The organism is Micromonospora sp. NPDC005171 (assembly GCF_040608575.1).
Lineage (GTDB): Bacteria > Actinomycetota > Actinomycetes > Mycobacteriales > Micromonosporaceae > Micromonospora.
In genome coordinates, this window is sequence record NZ_JBEXIM010000036.1 from 1 (window position 1) to 16523 (window position 16523).

11 protein-coding genes are annotated in these 16523 nt (G+C 71.5%); 9 read left to right on the plus strand and 2 right to left on the minus strand.

The features are described from left to right. Nucleotides 1-120 precede the first annotated feature (120 nt). Nucleotides 121-789: a DUF305 domain-containing protein gene (locus ABZU74_RS27740; protein ID WP_355429698.1), complete on the minus strand. Its 669-nt coding sequence runs from the start codon at nt 787-789 to the stop codon at nt 121-123. Nucleotides 790-797: 8 nt separating this feature from the next. Beyond that, on the minus strand, nt 798-1601 hold the full coding sequence (locus ABZU74_RS27745; protein ID WP_355429701.1) for a DUF3105 domain-containing protein: 804 nt from the start codon (nt 1599-1601) through the stop codon (nt 798-800). Between the two features lie 97 nt (nt 1602-1698). Between ABZU74_RS27745 and argS the strand changes: the two genes are divergently transcribed. The 9 genes from argS to rho all read left to right on the plus strand — a co-directional run bounded on the left by argS (nt 1699) and on the right by rho (nt 16389). Continuing rightward, nucleotides 1699-3366 (plus strand): arginine--tRNA ligase, encoded by a 1668-nt coding sequence (argS, locus tag ABZU74_RS27750; protein ID WP_355429704.1) that lies wholly within the window; start codon nt 1699-1701, stop codon nt 3364-3366. 1 nt (nt 3367) lies between these two features. Further along, the gene (gene lysA / locus ABZU74_RS27755) at nt 3368-4753 is read left to right on the plus strand and encodes a diaminopimelate decarboxylase (RefSeq protein WP_355429707.1); all 1386 of its coding nucleotides are present in this window, start codon (nt 3368-3370) and stop codon (nt 4751-4753) included. A gap of 8 nt (nt 4754-4761) precedes the next feature. Next, nucleotides 4762-6072 carry a homoserine dehydrogenase gene (locus tag ABZU74_RS27760; protein ID WP_355429826.1) on the plus strand — a complete coding sequence of 437 codons (1311 nt, stop codon included), beginning with the start codon at nt 4762-4764 and terminating at the stop codon, nt 6070-6072. A 139-nt stretch (nt 6073-6211) separates the two neighbouring features. Then, on the plus strand, nt 6212-7261 hold the full coding sequence (thrC, locus tag ABZU74_RS27765) for a threonine synthase (protein WP_355429709.1): 1050 nt from the start codon (nt 6212-6214) through the stop codon (nt 7259-7261). Between the two features lie 141 nt (nt 7262-7402). Then, entirely contained in the window at nt 7403-10681 is a 3279-nt protein-coding gene (locus tag ABZU74_RS27770; RefSeq protein WP_355429711.1) for an efflux RND transporter permease subunit, read from the plus strand. Nucleotides 10682-10818: 137 nt separating this feature from the next. Next, complete coding sequence (locus tag ABZU74_RS27775; protein WP_355429714.1) at nt 10819-11661, plus strand: polysaccharide deacetylase family protein; 843 nt, start codon at nt 10819-10821, stop codon at nt 11659-11661. Between the two features lie 11 nt (nt 11662-11672). Continuing rightward, the gene (locus ABZU74_RS27780) at nt 11673-12917 is read left to right on the plus strand and encodes an MFS transporter (protein WP_355429717.1); all 1245 of its coding nucleotides are present in this window, start codon (nt 11673-11675) and stop codon (nt 12915-12917) included. Nucleotides 12918-12981: 64 nt separating this feature from the next. After that, nucleotides 12982-13926, plus strand: coding sequence for a homoserine kinase (gene thrB / locus ABZU74_RS27785; protein ID WP_355429720.1), 945 nt, complete (start codon nt 12982-12984; stop codon nt 13924-13926). Between the two features lie 297 nt (nt 13927-14223). Further along, complete coding sequence (gene rho, locus ABZU74_RS27790) at nt 14224-16389, plus strand: transcription termination factor Rho (RefSeq protein ID WP_355429722.1); 2166 nt, start codon at nt 14224-14226, stop codon at nt 16387-16389. Nucleotides 16390-16523 lie beyond the last annotated feature (134 nt).

Consider the following 16523-nt stretch of genomic DNA (forward strand, 5'->3'; position numbering starts at 1 on the left):
GGCCCCCCCGGCGGGCGGCGCGCGCGCGCCCCCGGCGGCGCCCGCGCGCCCCCCGCGGGGGCCCCGCCGCCCCCCGCGGGGGGGCGCGCCCCCCCGGGCCGGGTGCGCCTGTCCGGTCGATCAGCCTTTGGCCTGCTCCTGGAGCTGCCGGAGGTTGTTCAGCTCGGTCTGCTGGGTGGCCTTCATGGTCTTCGCCACCCGGACCACCTCGGCGTTGTCGGTCGCGCCGAGCGCCGCGTCGATCATGTGGATGCCACCCAGGTGGTGGGCGTACATCAGGGCCAGGAACTGCCGGTCGACCTCGATGCCCTGGGCGTCGCGCAGGGCGGTCATCTGTTGCGGCGTGGCCATGCCCGGCATCAGACCGTCCTTGACGGTGGCCCCGTCGGACATCCACGACATCGGCGGCTTCGACCCGGTCGGGCTGAGCTCCCATTCGCGCAGCCAGGTCTGCATGGCGCCGATCTCGCCCTGCTGCCCGGTGGCGATGTCCACGGCGATCTGCCGCACCTCGGGGAGGGTCGCCGACCGGTACGCGATCAGGCTCATCTCCACCGCCTGGGCGTGGTGGGTGGTCATGTCCCGGGCGAAGCCCGCCTCGACCGAGGCGTCACCGGGTCGGGTGAGCCGGGGGGTGAGCAGACCGCCCGCGTAGCCGAGGAGGAGCCCCACCACCAGCATGATGGCGAGTGCCAGCACGCCGTAGCGCGACGCCGGGGCCCGGCCGCCCTCGTCCGGGGCGGCCGGGATCTCGTCGTACTCGCTGTCGGTGGTCGCCGGAGCGGTCATTGCCGTCCTTACTGGGTGGGCTGCTGCTGCTGCTGGAGCTCACGCGGCGTGGTGCCGGTGGCGGTGATGCCGGTGTTGCAGAGCGCCGTCGGGCCCTCGACGGAGGCGTTCACCCGCAGGTCCTTGATGAACTCGTCGATCCGCGAGTCGTCGGCGTTGTCGAGCTTGAGCTGGTAGCCCCAGGCCTGCAGCGAGATCGGCTTGTCCAGGCCCTCGTACGGGCTCATAAGCATCTTCTCGACGCCGCGCACCTTGCTGGCGAGCTTGTCGACCTGGTCCTTGGGCAGGTCCGGGCGGTAGGTGATCCACACCGCGCCGTGCTCCAGGCTGTGCACCGCGTGCTCGCTGGCGATCGGGGCGTCGTAGACGTCGCCCATGCAGTTCTGCCAGGCGGCGTTGTGCACCCCACCCACCGGCGGCGAGTACTTGTAGGTCAGCGGGCCCGACTTGTGCGACTCGTATTCCAGGCTCGTCTTGTCGGTCTTGCGGATGTTGACGATGCCCTCGATGGCGTTGGCCCGCTTGTCCCACGGCTTGGAGCCCTGGAACGACGCCCAGGCGCCGTACCCGATGATGCCGGCCGCGAGCACGCCCACCGCGACGAAGAGCGCGATCGGCCCCCACGCGCGGCCCTGGCTCACCTTGACCGGGGTGACCGGCTTGCGCGGGCCCTTGCCACCGGCGCGGGGGGAGCCCGTCGGCTTGCCGGAACCGGCCTTGGCGCCGGACGCCGGCCGGCCCGCGGCCGGCTTCTTGCCGGTGCTGACCACGGTCGGGCGACGCTCAGGGCCACCCGGGGTGCTGATGCTCATCGTGCCTCGTCAAGTCGGTCGGTCAGGGGAGTGGCGGGCCGGATGACGCGCAGGGGAGCCGCCGAGTGCCCGAGTCTACCCCCGATAACATGGTTGGGTGACTCCTGCAGAACTAGCCTCGGTCGTCCTTGCCGCCGCCCACGCCGTCTTCGAGCAGCGTGAGCTGGACCGCGCCGCGCTGCCGGCGAGCACGGTGGTGGAGCGACCGCGCAACCCCGAGCACGGCGACTACGCCTCGACGCTCGCGCTGCAGTTGAGCAAGAAGGTGGGCGTTCCGCCCCGGGAGCTGGCTACGGCACTGGCCGACGAGCTGGGTCGGGCACCGGGTGTCAAATCGGTGGAAATCGCCGGGCCGGGCTTCCTGAACATCAGGCTCGACGCCGCCGCGGCCGGTCAGCTCGCGCGGGTGATCGTCGAGACCGGCGCGGAGTACGGCCGCAGCGACCGGCTCGCCGGCGAGAAGATCAACCTGGAGTTCGTCTCGGCCAACCCGACCGGGCCGGTGCACATCGGCGGGGTTCGCTGGGCGGCCGTCGGTGACGCGCTGAGCCGGCTGCTGCGCGCCACCGGCGCCGACGTCGGCACGGAATACTACTTCAACGACGCCGGTTCGCAGATCGACAGGTTCGCCCGGTCGCTGCTCGCCGCCGCCAAGGGTGAGCCGGCGCCGGAGGACGGCTACGGCGGGGCGTACATCGCCGAGATCGCCACCGAGGTGCAGGCCCGCCGGCCGGAGGTGCGCTCGCTCGACGACGACGCCGCCCAGGAGATCTTCCGGGTCGAGGGCGTCGCGCTGATGTTCGACGAGATCCGCACCTCGCTGCGCGACTTCGGGGTGGAGTTCGACACCTACTTCAACGAGAAGGACCTGCACGACCGGGGCGAGTTGGACCTCGCCCTGGCCCGGCTGCGCCAGCAGGGGCACCTCTACGAGTCCGAGGGCGCCACCTGGCTGCGCACCACCGACTTCGGCGACGACAAGGACCGGGTGCTGCGCAAGTCCAACGGCGAATGGACGTACTTCGCCGCGGACTGCGCCTACTACCTGGACAAGCGGGAGCGCGGCTTCGAGCGGGTCGTGATCATGCTGGGCGCCGACCACCACGGCTACATCGGCCGGATGAAGGCGATGTCCGCCTGCTTCGGTGACGACCCGGAGCGCAACCTGGAGATCCTCATCGGGCAGCTGGTCAACCTGCTGCGCGACGGCGCCCCGATGCGGATGAGCAAGCGGGCCGGCACCGTGATCACCCTGGAGGACCTGGTCGACGCGATCGGCGTGGACGCCGCCCGGTACGCGTTGGCCCGCTACTCCAGCGACTCCCCGATCGACATCGACATCGAGCTCTGGACCCGGGCGACCCGCGACAACCCCGTCTACTACGTGCAGTACGTCGCCGCCCGCACGGCGGGCGTGGCCCGCAACGCCGCCGAGGTGGGGCTGGTCCCCGGGGACGCCGACGCGTTCCGCCCCGAGCTGCTCGACCACGAGAAGGAGAACGAGCTGCTCAAGGCGCTCGCCCAGTTCCCCGCGGTGGTGGCCACGGCCGCCGAGCTGCGGGAACCGCACCGGGTGGCCCGCTACCTGGAGGAGAGCGTTGCCGCCTCCTACCACCGGTTCTACGACAACTGCCGGGTGCTGCCGCTGGGCGACGAGGAGATCACCGACCTGCACCGCGCCCGGCTCTGGCTCAACAACGCCACCCGCACGGTGATCGCCAACGGCCTCTACCTGCTCGGCGTCTCCGCACCCGAGAGGATGTGACATGAGGGCTCATGAGGCTGGTGCGCTGCACGCGGACATCAGCAACCAGGGGCCGGCCTGGCTGCGTACCCCGGCCGACGTCAACGCCCTCGTGCCGGCGCTGTGGCCGCGCAGCGTGACGCGCGGCGCGGACGGCGCGGTCGCCGTCGCGGGCCTGAGCGTCCGCGACATCGCGGCCGAGTTCGGCACCCCGGTGTACGTCCTCGACGAGGCCGACCTGCGGTCGCGCTGCCGCGACTTCCGGGCGGCCTTCCCGACCGAGGACGTCTTCTACGCGGGCAAGGCGTTCCTCTGCCGCGCGGTGGTCCGGATGATCGCCGAGGAGGGGCTGCACCTGGACGTCTGCACCGGTGGTGAGCTGGTTACCGCGCTGTCGGCCGGGATGCCGCCGGAGCGGATCGGCTTCCACGGCAACAACAAGTCGGTCGCCGAGCTGGGCCGGGCGTTGGACGCCGGGGTGGGCCGGATCATCGTCGACTCGTTCACCGAGATCGACCGGCTCACCGCGCTGGCCCGCGAGCGCGGGGTCCGGCCCCGGGTGCTGGTCCGGGTCACGGTGGGCGTCGAGGCGCACACCCACGAGTTCATCGCCACCGCCCACGAGGACCAGAAGTTCGGCTTCTCGCTGGCCGGCGGTGCCGCCGCGAACGCCGCGTTCAAGATCCTCGACGAGGGCGTGCTGGAGCTGCGCGGGCTGCACTCGCACATCGGCTCGCAGATCTTCGACGCCAGCGGCTTCGAGGTCTCGGCCCGTCGGGTGCTCGCACTACAGGCGCAGATCCGCGACGCACGCGGGGTGGAGCTGCCCGAGTTGGACCTCGGCGGCGGGTTCGGCATCGCGTACACCACCCAGGACGACCCGGCGACCCCGCAGGATCTCGCCAAGCGGCTTCGCAAGATCGTCGACTCGGAGTGCGCGGCGGAGAACCTGGCCGTGCCGCACCTGTCGATCGAGCCGGGCCGGGCCATCGTCGGGCCGGCCGTGTTCACCCTCTACGAGGTCGGCACGGTCAAGGACCTCGACGGCCTCCGGACGTACGTCAGCGTCGACGGCGGGATGAGCGACAACATCCGTACCGCCCTCTACGACGCTTCCTACTCGGCCACGCTGGCCTCGCGGGCCTCCGGCGCGCAGCCGTTGCTCGCCCGCGTGGTGGGAAAGCACTGTGAGTCCGGGGACATCGTGGTGAAGGATGAATTCCTGCCCGCCGACGTGCAGCCCGGAGATCTTGTCGCAGTGCCCGGCACCGGTGCGTACTGCCGAAGCATGGCCAGCAACTACAACCATGTGCCCCGGCCACCGGTGGTCGCGGTGCGCGACGGCCAGGCGCGCCTGATCGTCCGGCGGGAAACCGAAGAGGACCTGCTCGCATTGGATGTTGGATGACGTCACCTGTGCGCTTGGCGCTGCTCGGCTGTGGCACTGTCGGCCAGGAGGTGGTCCGGCTGCTGCACGAACAGTCGGCCGACCTGGCCGCGCGGATCGGCGCTCCGCTGGAGATCGCCGGCATCGCCGTGCGTCGGCTCGGCCGCGACCGGGGTGACCTGCCGGTCGACGAGGATCTGTTCACCACCGACGCCCTCGGCCTGATCAAGCGCGACGACGTGGACGTGGTGATCGAGGTGGTCGGTGGCATCGAACCGGCCCGGAGCTGGCTGGTCGAGGCGCTGCGCGCCGGCAAGAGCGTGGTCACCGCCAACAAGGCGCTGCTCGCCGAGGACGGGGTGGCCCTGCACGAGGCGGCGGCCGAGGGCGGCGGCGACCTCTACTACGAGGCGTCAGTGGCCGGGGCGATCCCGCTGCTGCGCCCGCTGCGGGAGTCGCTGCACGGCGACCGGATCAACCGGGTCACCGGCATCGTCAACGGCACCACCAACTTCATCCTCTCCGCGATGGACGCGACCGGGGCCGGCTTCGCCGAGGCGCTCGAAGAGGCCACCTCCCTTGGGTACGCGGAGGCCGACCCGACCGCCGACGTGGAGGGCTTCGACGCGGCGGCGAAGGCGGCGATCCTCGCCTCGCTGGCGTTCCACACCCGGGTCGGCGCCGCCGACGTGCACCGCGAGGGCATCACCGAGGTGACCGCCGCGGACATGGCGAGCGCCCAGGCGATGGGCTGCACGATCAAACTGCTCTGCATCGCGGCCCGGGGTGTCGACTCCACCGGCCGGGAGACGGTGAGCGTCCGGGTGCACCCGGCGATGATCCCGCGCAGCCACCCGCTGGCCAGCGTCGGGGACGCGTTCAACGCGGTGTTCGTGGAGGCGGACGCGGCCGGGCAGTTGATGTTCTACGGTCGGGGCGCCGGCGGCGCGCCCACCGCCAGCGCAGTGCTCGGTGATGTGGTCGCGGTGTCCCGCAACCGGCTCGCCGGGGTGCGCGCGGCCAGCGAGAGCGCGTACGCGGACCTGGCGGTCCGGCCGATGGGTGAGGCGTTGACCCGCTACCACGTGAGCCTCGACGTGGCCGACCGCCCGGGTGTGCTGGCTTCGGTGGCGGGCGTGTTCGCCCGGCACGACGTGTCGATCGCGACAGTGCGGCAGGGCTCGGCGGGCGGGCCGGCGGGCCGCGACGGCGACGCCGAGCTGGTCATCGTCACGCACGTGGCACCGGACGCCGCGCTCGCCGCGACCGTCGGCGAGCTGCGCGGTCTGGACATCGTCCGGTCGGTGACCAGTGTGCTGCGGGTCGAAGGCGACGCCTGAGTCGTTGCATCATCGACGGGGCGGCTCGCGCGTCCCGCCAGGTGGGTATGCCGGGGTGTGCCATCGACCGCTCCGGCAGGCTGGTCCAAGGTGGCCCTGATGTTCGGGTGGGCTCGGCGGTAGAGGCGAGGAGAACGACATGTGGCGGGGTCTGATCGAGGCGTACCGGGATCGGCTGCCGGTCACCGCGGCCACGCCGGTCGTCACCCTGCACGAGGGGAACACCCCGCTGTTGCCGGCGCCGGTGCTGTCCGCCCGGCTCGGTTGCGACGTGCACCTCAAGGTGGAGGGCGCCAACCCGACCGGCTCCTTCAAGGACCGGGGGATGACCCTCGCGGTGTCCAAGGCGGTCGAGGCCGGCAACAAGGCCATCATCTGCGCCTCCACCGGCAACACCAGCGCCTCCGCCGCGGCGTACGCGGCCCGGGCCGGGTTGACCTGTGCCGTGCTGGTGCCGCAGGGCAAGATCGCGTTGGGCAAGCTGGCCCAGGCGCTTGTGCACGGCGCGAAGCTGCTCCAGGTGAACGGCAACTTCGACGACTGTCTCGCGACTGCCGCCAAGCTCGCCCAGGACTACCCGGTCGCGTTGGTCAACTCGGTGAACATCGACCGGCTGCACGGCCAGAAGACGGCCGCCTTCGAGATCGTCGAGGCGCTGGGTGACGCGCCCGACATCCACTGCCTGCCGGTCGGCAACGCCGGCAACATCTCCGCGTACTGGATGGGATACGCGGAGGAGCTGGCCGCTGGCACCACCACCCGGGCGCCGAAGATGTACGGCTTCCAGGCCGCCGGGGCGGCCCCGATCGTGACCGGCCAGGTGGTGCCGGAGCCGTCGACCATCGCCACCGCGATCCGGATCGGCAACCCGGCGAGCTGGACCAAGGCATTGGATGCCCGGGACGCCTCCGGTGGCCTGATCGCGTCGGTGACGGACCGGGAGATCCTCTCCGCGTACCGTCTGCTCGCCCGCGAGGTGGGGGTCTTCGTCGAGTTGGGCAGTGCGGCCAGTGTGGCCGGCCTGTTGCAGCAGGCCGCGGCGGGCACTGTGCCGCCCGGTTCCACGGTGGTCTGCACGGTGACCGGCCACGGGCTGAAGGACCCGGAATGGGCGATTTCCACCGCCCCGGCGCCGGTGACCATCGCGAACGACCCGCTGGCCGCGGCCCGCGCCCTCGATCTGGCCTGAACGCGCCACCGTCCCGGCGGTGATCGACGGCGGGTAGGCCGACGGCGGGACGGCGCGGGGGTGGCGGGGGTCGAGGTATGCGAGTCCGGCACACTTTCGGGTATCCCCGCCCGCATTCTCGTTCAGGAGTGAGCCAGGCCGATGTCGCTGCTCGCCAGATTCAGCCTCGCCAACCGAGGGCTTATCGCCCTCATCGCGGTGGTGACCACGGTGTTCGGAGCGTTCGCCGTTCCGTCGCTGAAGCAGCAACTGCTGCCGTCGCTCGAGTTCCCGGCCGCGTTCATCGTGGCCCCCTACCCCGGCGCCGGCCCCGAGATCGTCGAGTCGCAGGTGACCGAGCCGATCGAGAACGCCCTCCAGGGCATCCCGGGGCTGGACAAGGTGACCTCCACGTCCCGCGAGGGCGCGGCCACCGTCCAGGTGACCTACGAGTTCGGCACCGACCTCGACGACGTGGTCAACAAGATGCAGACCGCGCTGAGCCGGATCGACGCCCAGCTGCCGGAGAGCGTCGACCCGCAGGTCATCGCGGGTAGCACCGACGACCTCCCGGCGGTGGTGCTGGCCGCGGCGGGCACGGCGGACGAGCGAGCGCTCGCCGAGAAGCTGCGCGCCACCGTGGTGCCGGAGCTGGAGGGCATCGAGGGGGTACGCACGGTCGAGGTGACCGGCACCCGCGACAACGTCGTGGTGGTCACCCCGGACCGGGCGAAGCTGGCCGCCGCGAAGATCCAGCCGACGGCGATCGGCGCGGCGCTGAAGACCAACGGCGTGGCGGTTCCGGCCGGCGCGGTGACCGACGGCGCACTCGCCCTCCCGGTGCAGGTCGGCACGCCGATCGCCACCCTGGAGGAGCTGCGCGGCATCGTGGTCGCCCCGGCCGCGGCACCTGTCCGCCTCGGTGACGTGGCGACGGTCGAGCAGCAGCTGGCTCCGGCCACGGCCATCACGCGGACCAACGGCAAGGACAGCCTCGGTATAGCGGTCACCGCGGCGCCGGACGGCAACGCCGTGCAGATCTCGCACGAGATCCGCGACCGGCTCGACGACCTGAAGGACGCCTCCGGCGCGGAGCTGACGGTGGTCTTCGACCAGGCGCCGTTCGTCGAGAAGTCGATCGAGTCGCTGACCACCGAGGGCCTGCTGGGCCTGGTGATGGCGGTCATCGTCATCCTGGTCTTCCTGCTGTCGGTGCGCTCGACGGTGGTCACCGCGGTCTCCATCCCGCTCTCCGTGCTGGTGGCGCTGATCGCCCTGTGGATCGGTGACTACTCGCTCAACCTGCTCACCCTCGGCGCGTTGACCATCGCTGTGGGTCGGGTCGTGGACGACTCGATCGTGGTGTTGGAGAACATCAAACGACATCTGGAGTACGGCGAGGAGAAGCGGCACGCCATCATCACCGGCGTCCGGGAGGTGGCCGGTGCGGTGACCGCCTCGACCCTCACCACGGTGGCGGTGTTCGCGCCGATTGCGCTGGTCGGCGGGTTCGTGGGCCAGCTCTTCGCGCCGTTCGCGATCACCGTGACGGTGGCCCTGCTCGCCTCGCTGCTGGTGTCGCTGACAGTCATCCCGGTCCTCGCGTACTGGTTCCTCAAGCCGCGCGGCGGCACCGCGGACGACGAGGCGGTACGACACGCCGCGGAGGAGAAGGAGCTGCGCAGCCCGTTGCAGCGGGCGTACCTGCCGGTGATCGGGTTCGCCACCCGCAAGCGGTCGACCCGTTGGGTCACGGTCGGGCTCGGCCTGCTGGTGCTCTTCGGCACCTTCGGCCTGGCGCAGAAGTTGGAGACCAACTTCCTGGACGACTCCGGCCAGGACACCCTCAACATCAGTCAGGAGCTGCCGGCCGGCAGTGGCCTGGCGGCCACCGACGCGGCGGCCAAGCAGGTCGAGTCGGTGCTGTCCCGCACCGAGGGCGTCGAGACGTACCAGGTGACCGCGGGCGGTGGGGACAACCCGTGGGCGGGCGGCGGCGGCAACAACGTCGCCAGCTGGTCGCTGGCGCTCGGCGGTGACACCGACGCCAAGCAGATGCGTGAGGTGCTGCGCAAGGAGTTCGACAAGCTCGGCGCCGGTGTGGGTGAGATCAGCTTCGGTGGCGGGCAGGAGGCGTCCACCAGCCAGCTGGAGGTGATCGTCCAGGCCAGCGACCCGGAGGTGCTGACCCGGGCCGCCGAGGAGGCGCGGGCCGCGATGGCCGGCGTCCCGGACGTGGAGGACGTCTCCACCAGCCTGGCCGCGCGGGTGCCGCGGGTCGACGTGACTGTCGACCGGGTCGCCGCCGGTCGGGTCGGGCTCACCGAGGCCGCCGTGGGGCAGATCGTGTCGCAGGCGTTCCGAGGAGCGCCGCTGGGGCAGGTCGCGCTCGACGGCCAGCAGCAGAACGTGGTGCTGCGGTTGGGCACGCAGCCGCCGATGACCGTGGCGGAGCTGCGGGCACTGCCGGTTGGCCCGGTCAAGCTGGGTGACATCGCGCAGGTCACCCAGGGCGAGGGCCCGCAGCAGGTCACCCGGATCGATGGTGAGCGCAGCGTTTCGGTGACCGGCGCGGCGACCGGCTCGAACCTGGGCGCGACCAGCAAGGAGTTGCAGAAGCGGCTGGACGGCATCAACGTGCCGGGCGCGAGCTTCACCATCGGTGGTGTCAGCGCGGATCAGGCGGACGCCTTCGCGGACCTGGGCCTGGCGGTGCTGGCCGCGATCGCCATCGTCTTCCTGATCATGGTGGCCACGTTCCGCAGCCTCACCCAGGCGCTGATCCTGCTGATCTCCATCCCGTTCGCGGCGACCGGCGCGATCGGTCTGCTGTTGGTCACGGGGACGCCGCTCGGTGTGCCGGCGCTGATCGGTGTGCTGATGCTGGTCGGCATCGTGGTGACCAACGCGATCGTGTTGCTCGACCTGATCAACCAGTACCGGGCGCAGGGCATGGGGGTCCGGGAGGCGGTGGTCGAAGGTGGCCGTCGCCGACTGCGCCCGATCCTGATGACGGCGGTGGCGACCATCTTCGCGCTACTGCCGATGGCGTTCGGGTTGACCGGTGAGGGCGGCTTCATCTCTCAGCCGCTGGCGGTCGTGGTGATCGGTGGTCTGCTCAGCTCGACGCTGCTCACGCTGATCCTGGTGCCGACGCTCTACACGATGGTGGAGCACACCAAGGGGTCGCTGCGGAGTCGGCGCGCACGGCGGCGCTCCGGGGGGTCAGCGGTGACCACGACGGAGACCGACGAGGTGTCAGCCCCGAACCAGGTCGCGGTGCCGAGCGGCGCGCCCGCGCCGGCAGCGGCCGAGGGGACCCAGCCGGCCGGACGACCCGCGCCGTCAGCCGCTTTGGTGGAGGGCACGGACCAGTTCGAGGTGCTGCGGCTGCCCCGTAGCCGTACCTCGCCGCTGCCTCCGGCGGAGCCGACCGAGTAGGTCGAAGCGCGATTCGGAACGCCCTCGGCGGTCTTTTCGCCGGGGGCGTTCCAGATTCATCCGACCGAAACACTCCGACTCGACCGACACATACTTTGTGTCACTTCTTGCATACTCCTCGTAGATAGGTGGGGGGTGTGTGGGTGAAGCGGGGCGGGCGGATGGTCGAGGGCGCGCGCGGGTGGGGGCGACGCGACCTGCTGCGCCGTGGCCTGCTGGTGCTCGGCGGTGTGACCATCGGCGCCGGGACGTCCGAGGCGTGGTGGATGGCCCATCGCCGGATGCCGATCGCCGACGGCCCCGCCAGCGCCACCCTCGGCAACGGCCAGCAGGACGTCGGCTCCGGCGCGGTGGAGGTCGCCTGGTCGGGAAGGACCGACCAGCGCCTGGTGGCCCTCACCTTCGACGACGGCCCCGCACCACAGTGGACCCCGATGGTGCTCGACACCCTGGCCCAGCACCGGGTGCCGGCCACCTTCTTCATGGTCGGAGCGCAGGTCCGCCGGCACGCCGACGTCGTCCGCGACCGCCTTGCCGGGCACGAGGTGGGCAACCACAGCTGGGAGCACCGGGACCTGGCCGAACTGGACACCGCCGAGACGTACGACGACCTGCGCCGCAGCCACGACGCGATCGCCGACCTGACCGGGACGCCGCCGACGCTCCTCCGTCCGCCGTACGGCCACCTGGGCGGAGCGGTGCTGCAAGCGGCGGCCCGGCTGGACTATCGGCTGGTGCTCTGGTCGTTGCAGATGGTGGAGCGCGAGTTCCCCGACGACCCGGCCGGCCACGCCCAGCGGATCGTGGCCGGGGTCCGACCGGGAACGATCGTGCTCGGTCACGATGTGGGGGCGCGCCGGCGGCTGGTTGCCCTGCGAGGTCTGACCGACATGATCGACGGGCTACGGTCGCGCGGTTACAGATTCGTCACGGTCTCGGCGCTGCTGGGAGCGGGTGTGGCTTCGACACCGAGCAGGTAGGGTCGCGCTCCGTGGCGTCCACCCTCTCGGTTCTTACCGGCAATCGGAGCTTCCGCAACCTGTTCCTCGCTGAGTTGGTGGTCTTCGGCGCCGACTGGTTCGTCATGGTGCCGCTGCTGGTGCTGCTGCCGCACCTGACCGGCAGCGGCGTCTGGGGCGCGCTGGTGTTGGCGGTGGACACCGGCATCGTGGCGTTGCTGCTGCCGTACACCGGCACCATCGCCGACCGCTTCGACCGCCGGAAGATCATGATTGCCGCGAACGTGGCAGCGCTGGCTGGCGTGCTGCTGCTGCTCGGCGTGCGGAACGCCGGAACGGCGTGGCTGGCGCTGGTCGCGATCGGCGCGGTGGCGGTCGCCAAGGCGTTCTACTCGCCGGCCGCCCAGGCCGCGCTGCCCAACGTGCTGGAGCCGCACGAACTCGCCGCTGGCAACGCCGTCGCCGGCTCGGCCTGGGGCACCATGACCGTGGTCGGTGCGTCGCTCGGCGGCGTGCTCAGCACCGCTGCCGGCCCGTACGTCTGCTTCTGGGTGGCGGCGGCGGGCCTGGCGATGGCCGCGGGCCTCGCCACCCGGATCCGCCGGCCGTTGCAGGCACCCCGGGACGCCGACCAACCGGCCCAGCGGACCTGGACGGCGGTCCGCGAGGCGCTCGGCTACATCGGTCACCGCCCCCGGGTGCTCGCGCTGGTCACGGTCAAGTCGGCGGTGGGCCTGGGCAACGGCGTGCTGACCGTGTTCCCGCTGCTGGCCGGTGTGTACGGTGTCGGTCCGCTCGGCGCCGGCCTGCTCTTCGCGGTGCGCGGCGCGGGAGCGTTGGTGGGGCCGATCCTGATGCGCCGGGTGCTGACCAACCGGGCCTGGCTGCTGCCCGGGCTCGCGTTGTCCATGTCGCTGTACGGGCTGTCCTACCTGGGCACCTCGGTCGTGCGGTGGTTTCCGCTGGTGCTGCTGCTGGTCTTCCTGGCGCACTTCGCGGGTGGCAGCAACTGGGTGATGTCGAACTTCGCCCTTCAGGGTGAAGTCCCGGACCGGCTGCGGGGGCGCGTCTTCGCCACCGACATGATGTTGGCGACGCTGGCGATCTCGGTGAGCCAACTGGCGGTGGCCCTGGTGGTGGACGCGGTCGACGAACGGGTGGTGCTCGCCGGCTGCGGTCTGATCACCCTCGTGTACGCGGTCGGCTGGCGGATCGCCACCCGCCGGCTCTCGCTCACCGATTCGGCCGCCGAGCCCGTCCCGGACCCGGCAAGCTGAGTTCGGCGGTCCCAGGCAGCGGGCGTGACGCCGGTTCGTCGGTGCCGGGCCCTAGCATGAGCGCGTGCCGACGAACTTCACCGCCGGGCCGGTTCGGGTCCGGACTCCCGCGACCAGCGCCAACCTGGGCCCGGGCTTCGACGCGCTTGGTCTCGCTCTCGGGCTCTACGACGACGTGGCCGCCGAGGTCGCGTCGGGCGGTGTCCGGGTGACGGTGACCGGGCAGGGCGCCGGTGAGTTGCCCGACGACGATCGACACCTGGTGGTGCGGGCCATGCGCGCCGCGTTCGACGTGCTCGGTGCCCACCCCGCGGGGCTGAGCGTGGAGTGCGTCAACCGGATCCCCCAGGCGCGTGGGCTGGGCTCCTCGTCCGCTGCGATCGTCGCCGGGGTGCTGCTGGCCCGGGCCCTCGTCGTCGATGGGGAGCACCGCCTCGACGACGCCGCGGCGCTCCGGCTGGCCGCCGAGATCGAGGGTCACCCCGACAATGTGGCGCCGTGCCTGCTGGGCGGCTTCACAGTGGCCTGGTCCGAGCCGGGCGGCGCCCGGGCCGTCTCCCTGCCGGTCGCCGACGCGGTGCGGCCCACCGTCTTCGTCCCGGCGGAACGCGGATTGACCGCGACCGCGCGGGCGGCTCTGCCGGCCACCGTGCCGCACGGCGACGCCGCGTTGACCGCGGGGCGGGCAGCGCTGCTGGTGCACGCGCTCACGACGTCCCCGACCCTGCTGCTGCCGGCCACCGTCGATCGACTCCACCAGGATTACCGCGCAGCCGGAATGCCAGGCACGTCTGCCCTGGTCAGCGCGTTGCGAGCGGCCGGTGTGGCAGCTGTGGTCAGTGGGGCGGGGCCGACCGTGCTGGCGCTCAGCGAGCCTCCAGCGGGCTTCCCGGTGGGAACAGACTGGGAGATCTGGCAGTTACCGATAGACGTCAGCGGCGCGCGGGTCGCGCGGGGTAGACTTGGACACGCCGAGCGGGACCCTGTTGCCGCAGGTCGGAAGAGTTGATTACGCTCTAGACCTAGCACAGCCGCGAAGCACGCGATCTCCTGCGGGGCGGCGCACCCCCGAAGCTCTCGGCGGTCAGCCCGTCTACCCCTGCCAAAGGCCCACGCCGCACCGCAGTTTCCACAGGTCGCCGCAGACGGCGAGACCTGCTCACCGACGTTGGTGAGTCGGGATACCGACCGGCTGCTGTGTCACAGACTCCCGCGACGCGTCCTTGCGAGGCGGGTGCACCGAGGCCGCCCGGCCACCTGAGCTCCGACTCCGGGCAGTCCCGGCCTTATCGAGGGAAGGAATCCATTGAGCGACACCACCGACGTGACGTCGGATGTTTCCAACGTCGCTGGCGATGCCACCGCCGCCGCTCCCGCCCGTCGTCGGCGTAGCGGCACCGGTCTGTCGGCGATGCTGCTGCCAGAGCTGCAGAGCCTGGCCGCGTCGCTCGGCATCTCCGGCACGGCTCGCATGCGCAAGGGCGAGCTGATCGCCGCGATTTCCGAGCGGCAGGGCGGCAACGCCGCCGGGACCCCTCGACCCCGGGCCGAGGTCGCGGCCGCGGCCGCCCCGACCCGTGAGGGGGTGCGCGCCGAGGTGCGGGAGACCGCCGACCGGCCGGCCGCCGAAGGTCGCGGTGCCGAGCAGACGCCGGCCGAGCCGGCCGCCGAGACCGAGGGCCGTAGCCGCACCCGGCGGAGCCGGACCGCGACGGCAGAGGCCCGTGCCACCGAGGCGCGCCCCGCTGAGGCGCGTGCGACCGAGACGCGTGCAAGCGAGACGCGTGCGGCCGAGACGCGTACCGATGAGGCGGAAACCGGCGAGCGGGCCGACCGTGGCGAGAATCGCCGCGAGCGGGCCGAGCGTCCGGAGCGGGCCGAGCGGGCCGACCGGACCGAGCGGACCGACCGTGCCGAGCGTGCCGACCGGACTGAGCGTGCCGAGCGGATCGACCGGACCGAGCGGACCGATCGAGGCGAGCGTGGCGAGCGAGGCGAGCGAGGCGAGCGTGGCGAGCGCAACGACCGTGGCGAGCGTGCCGAGCGTGGCGAGCGCAACGACCGTGGCGAGCGTGCCGACCGCGGTGAGCGGGCTGAGCGCAACGACCGACCCGACCGCGGTGACCGCAACGACCGCAACGACCGCAACGACCGCAACGACCGCAACGACCGTGGTCAGCGTGCCGAGCGGGACAGCGACGACGACGACGGCGAGGGTGGCGGCCGGCGCGGCCGGCGCAGCCGTTTCCGGGACCGTCGCCGCGGGCGCGGCGAGCGCACCGAGACCGGTGCCGAAACCGGCGGGCGTGAGCCGCAGGTCAGCGAGGACGACGTGCTCGTCCCGGTGGCCGGCATCATCGACGTGCTCGACAACTACGCCTTCGTGCGGACGACCGGCTACCTGGCCGGCCCGAACGACGTGTACGTCTCGATGTCCCAGATCAAGAAGTACGGCCTGCGCCGCGGTGACGCGATCACCGGCGCGGTCCGGGCGGCCCGCGAGGGCGGCAACAGCGGCGACCAGCGGCGCGACAAGTACAACCCGCTGATGCGGCTGGACACGATCAACGGTATGGAGCCGGAGGAGGCGCGGCGTCGTCCGGAGTTCTACAAGCTCACTCCGCTCTACCCGCAGGAGCGCCTGCGGCTGGAGACCGAGCCGCACATCCTGACCACCCGGGTCATCGACCTGGTCATGCCGATCGGCAAGGGCCAGCGGGCACTTATCCAGTCTCCGCCCAAGGCGGGTAAGACGATGGTGCTGCAGGCGATCGCGAACGCGATCACCCGCAACAACCCGGAGTGCCACCTGATGGTGGTGCTGGTGGACGAGCGGCCCGAAGAGGTCACCGACATGCAGCGGTCGATCAAGGGCGAGGTCATCGCGGCCACGTTCGACCGTCCGCCGCAGGACCACACCACGGTGGCGGAGCTGGCCATCGAGCGGGCCAAGCGGCTCGTCGAGCTGGGGCACGACGTCGTCGTGCTGCTCGACTCGGTGACCCGGCTCGGTCGGTCGTACAACCTGGCGGCGCCGGCCAGCGGCCGGATCATGTCGGGTGGTATCGACTCCACCGCGCTCTACCCGCCGAAGCGCTTCCTCGGCGCGGCCCGCAACATCGAGAACGGCGGGTCGCTGACCATCATCGCCACGGCGCTGGTGGAGACCGGCTCCATGGCGGACACGGTCATCTTCGAGGAGTTCAAGGGTACTGGCAACGCCGAGTTGAAGCTGGACCGGAAGATCGCCGACAAGCGGACCTTCCCGGCCATCGACATCAACCCGTCGGGTACGCGTAAGGAAGAGGTCCTGCTCGCACCGGAAGAGCTGGCCATCATCCACAAGCTCCGGAAGGTGCTGCACTCGCTGGACTCGCAGGCCGCGATGGATCTCCTGCTGGACCGGCTCAAGCAGTCCCGCACGAACATCGAGTTCCTGATGCAGATCGCGAAGTCGACGCCGGGGGAGTGACCCTCCTGCGCTGACCGACGAAGGGGCACGGCCGTTGTGGCCGTGCCCCTTCGTCATGTCCCCAGCCCGCTGCCCCCGACGATGTCATTGTGGAGTTTTCCTTCGCTTCAATCCAAGGGTCTTGAAACTTCTAT

Coding starts and splice junctions, on each gene's coding strand:
- ABZU74_RS27740 (WP_355429698.1), bottom strand. CDS start 789: ATGACCGCTCCGGCGACCACCGACAGCGAGTACGACGAGATCCCGGCC.
- ABZU74_RS27745 (WP_355429701.1), bottom strand. CDS start 1,601: ATGAGCATCAGCACCCCGGGTGGCCCTGAGCGTCGCCCGACCGTGGTC.
- lysA (WP_355429707.1), top strand. CDS start 3,368: ATGAGGGCTCATGAGGCTGGTGCGCTGCACGCGGACATCAGCAACCAG.
- thrC (WP_355429709.1), top strand. CDS start 6,212: ATGTGGCGGGGTCTGATCGAGGCGTACCGGGATCGGCTGCCGGTCACC.
- ABZU74_RS27770 (WP_355429711.1), top strand. CDS start 7,403: ATGTCGCTGCTCGCCAGATTCAGCCTCGCCAACCGAGGGCTTATCGCC.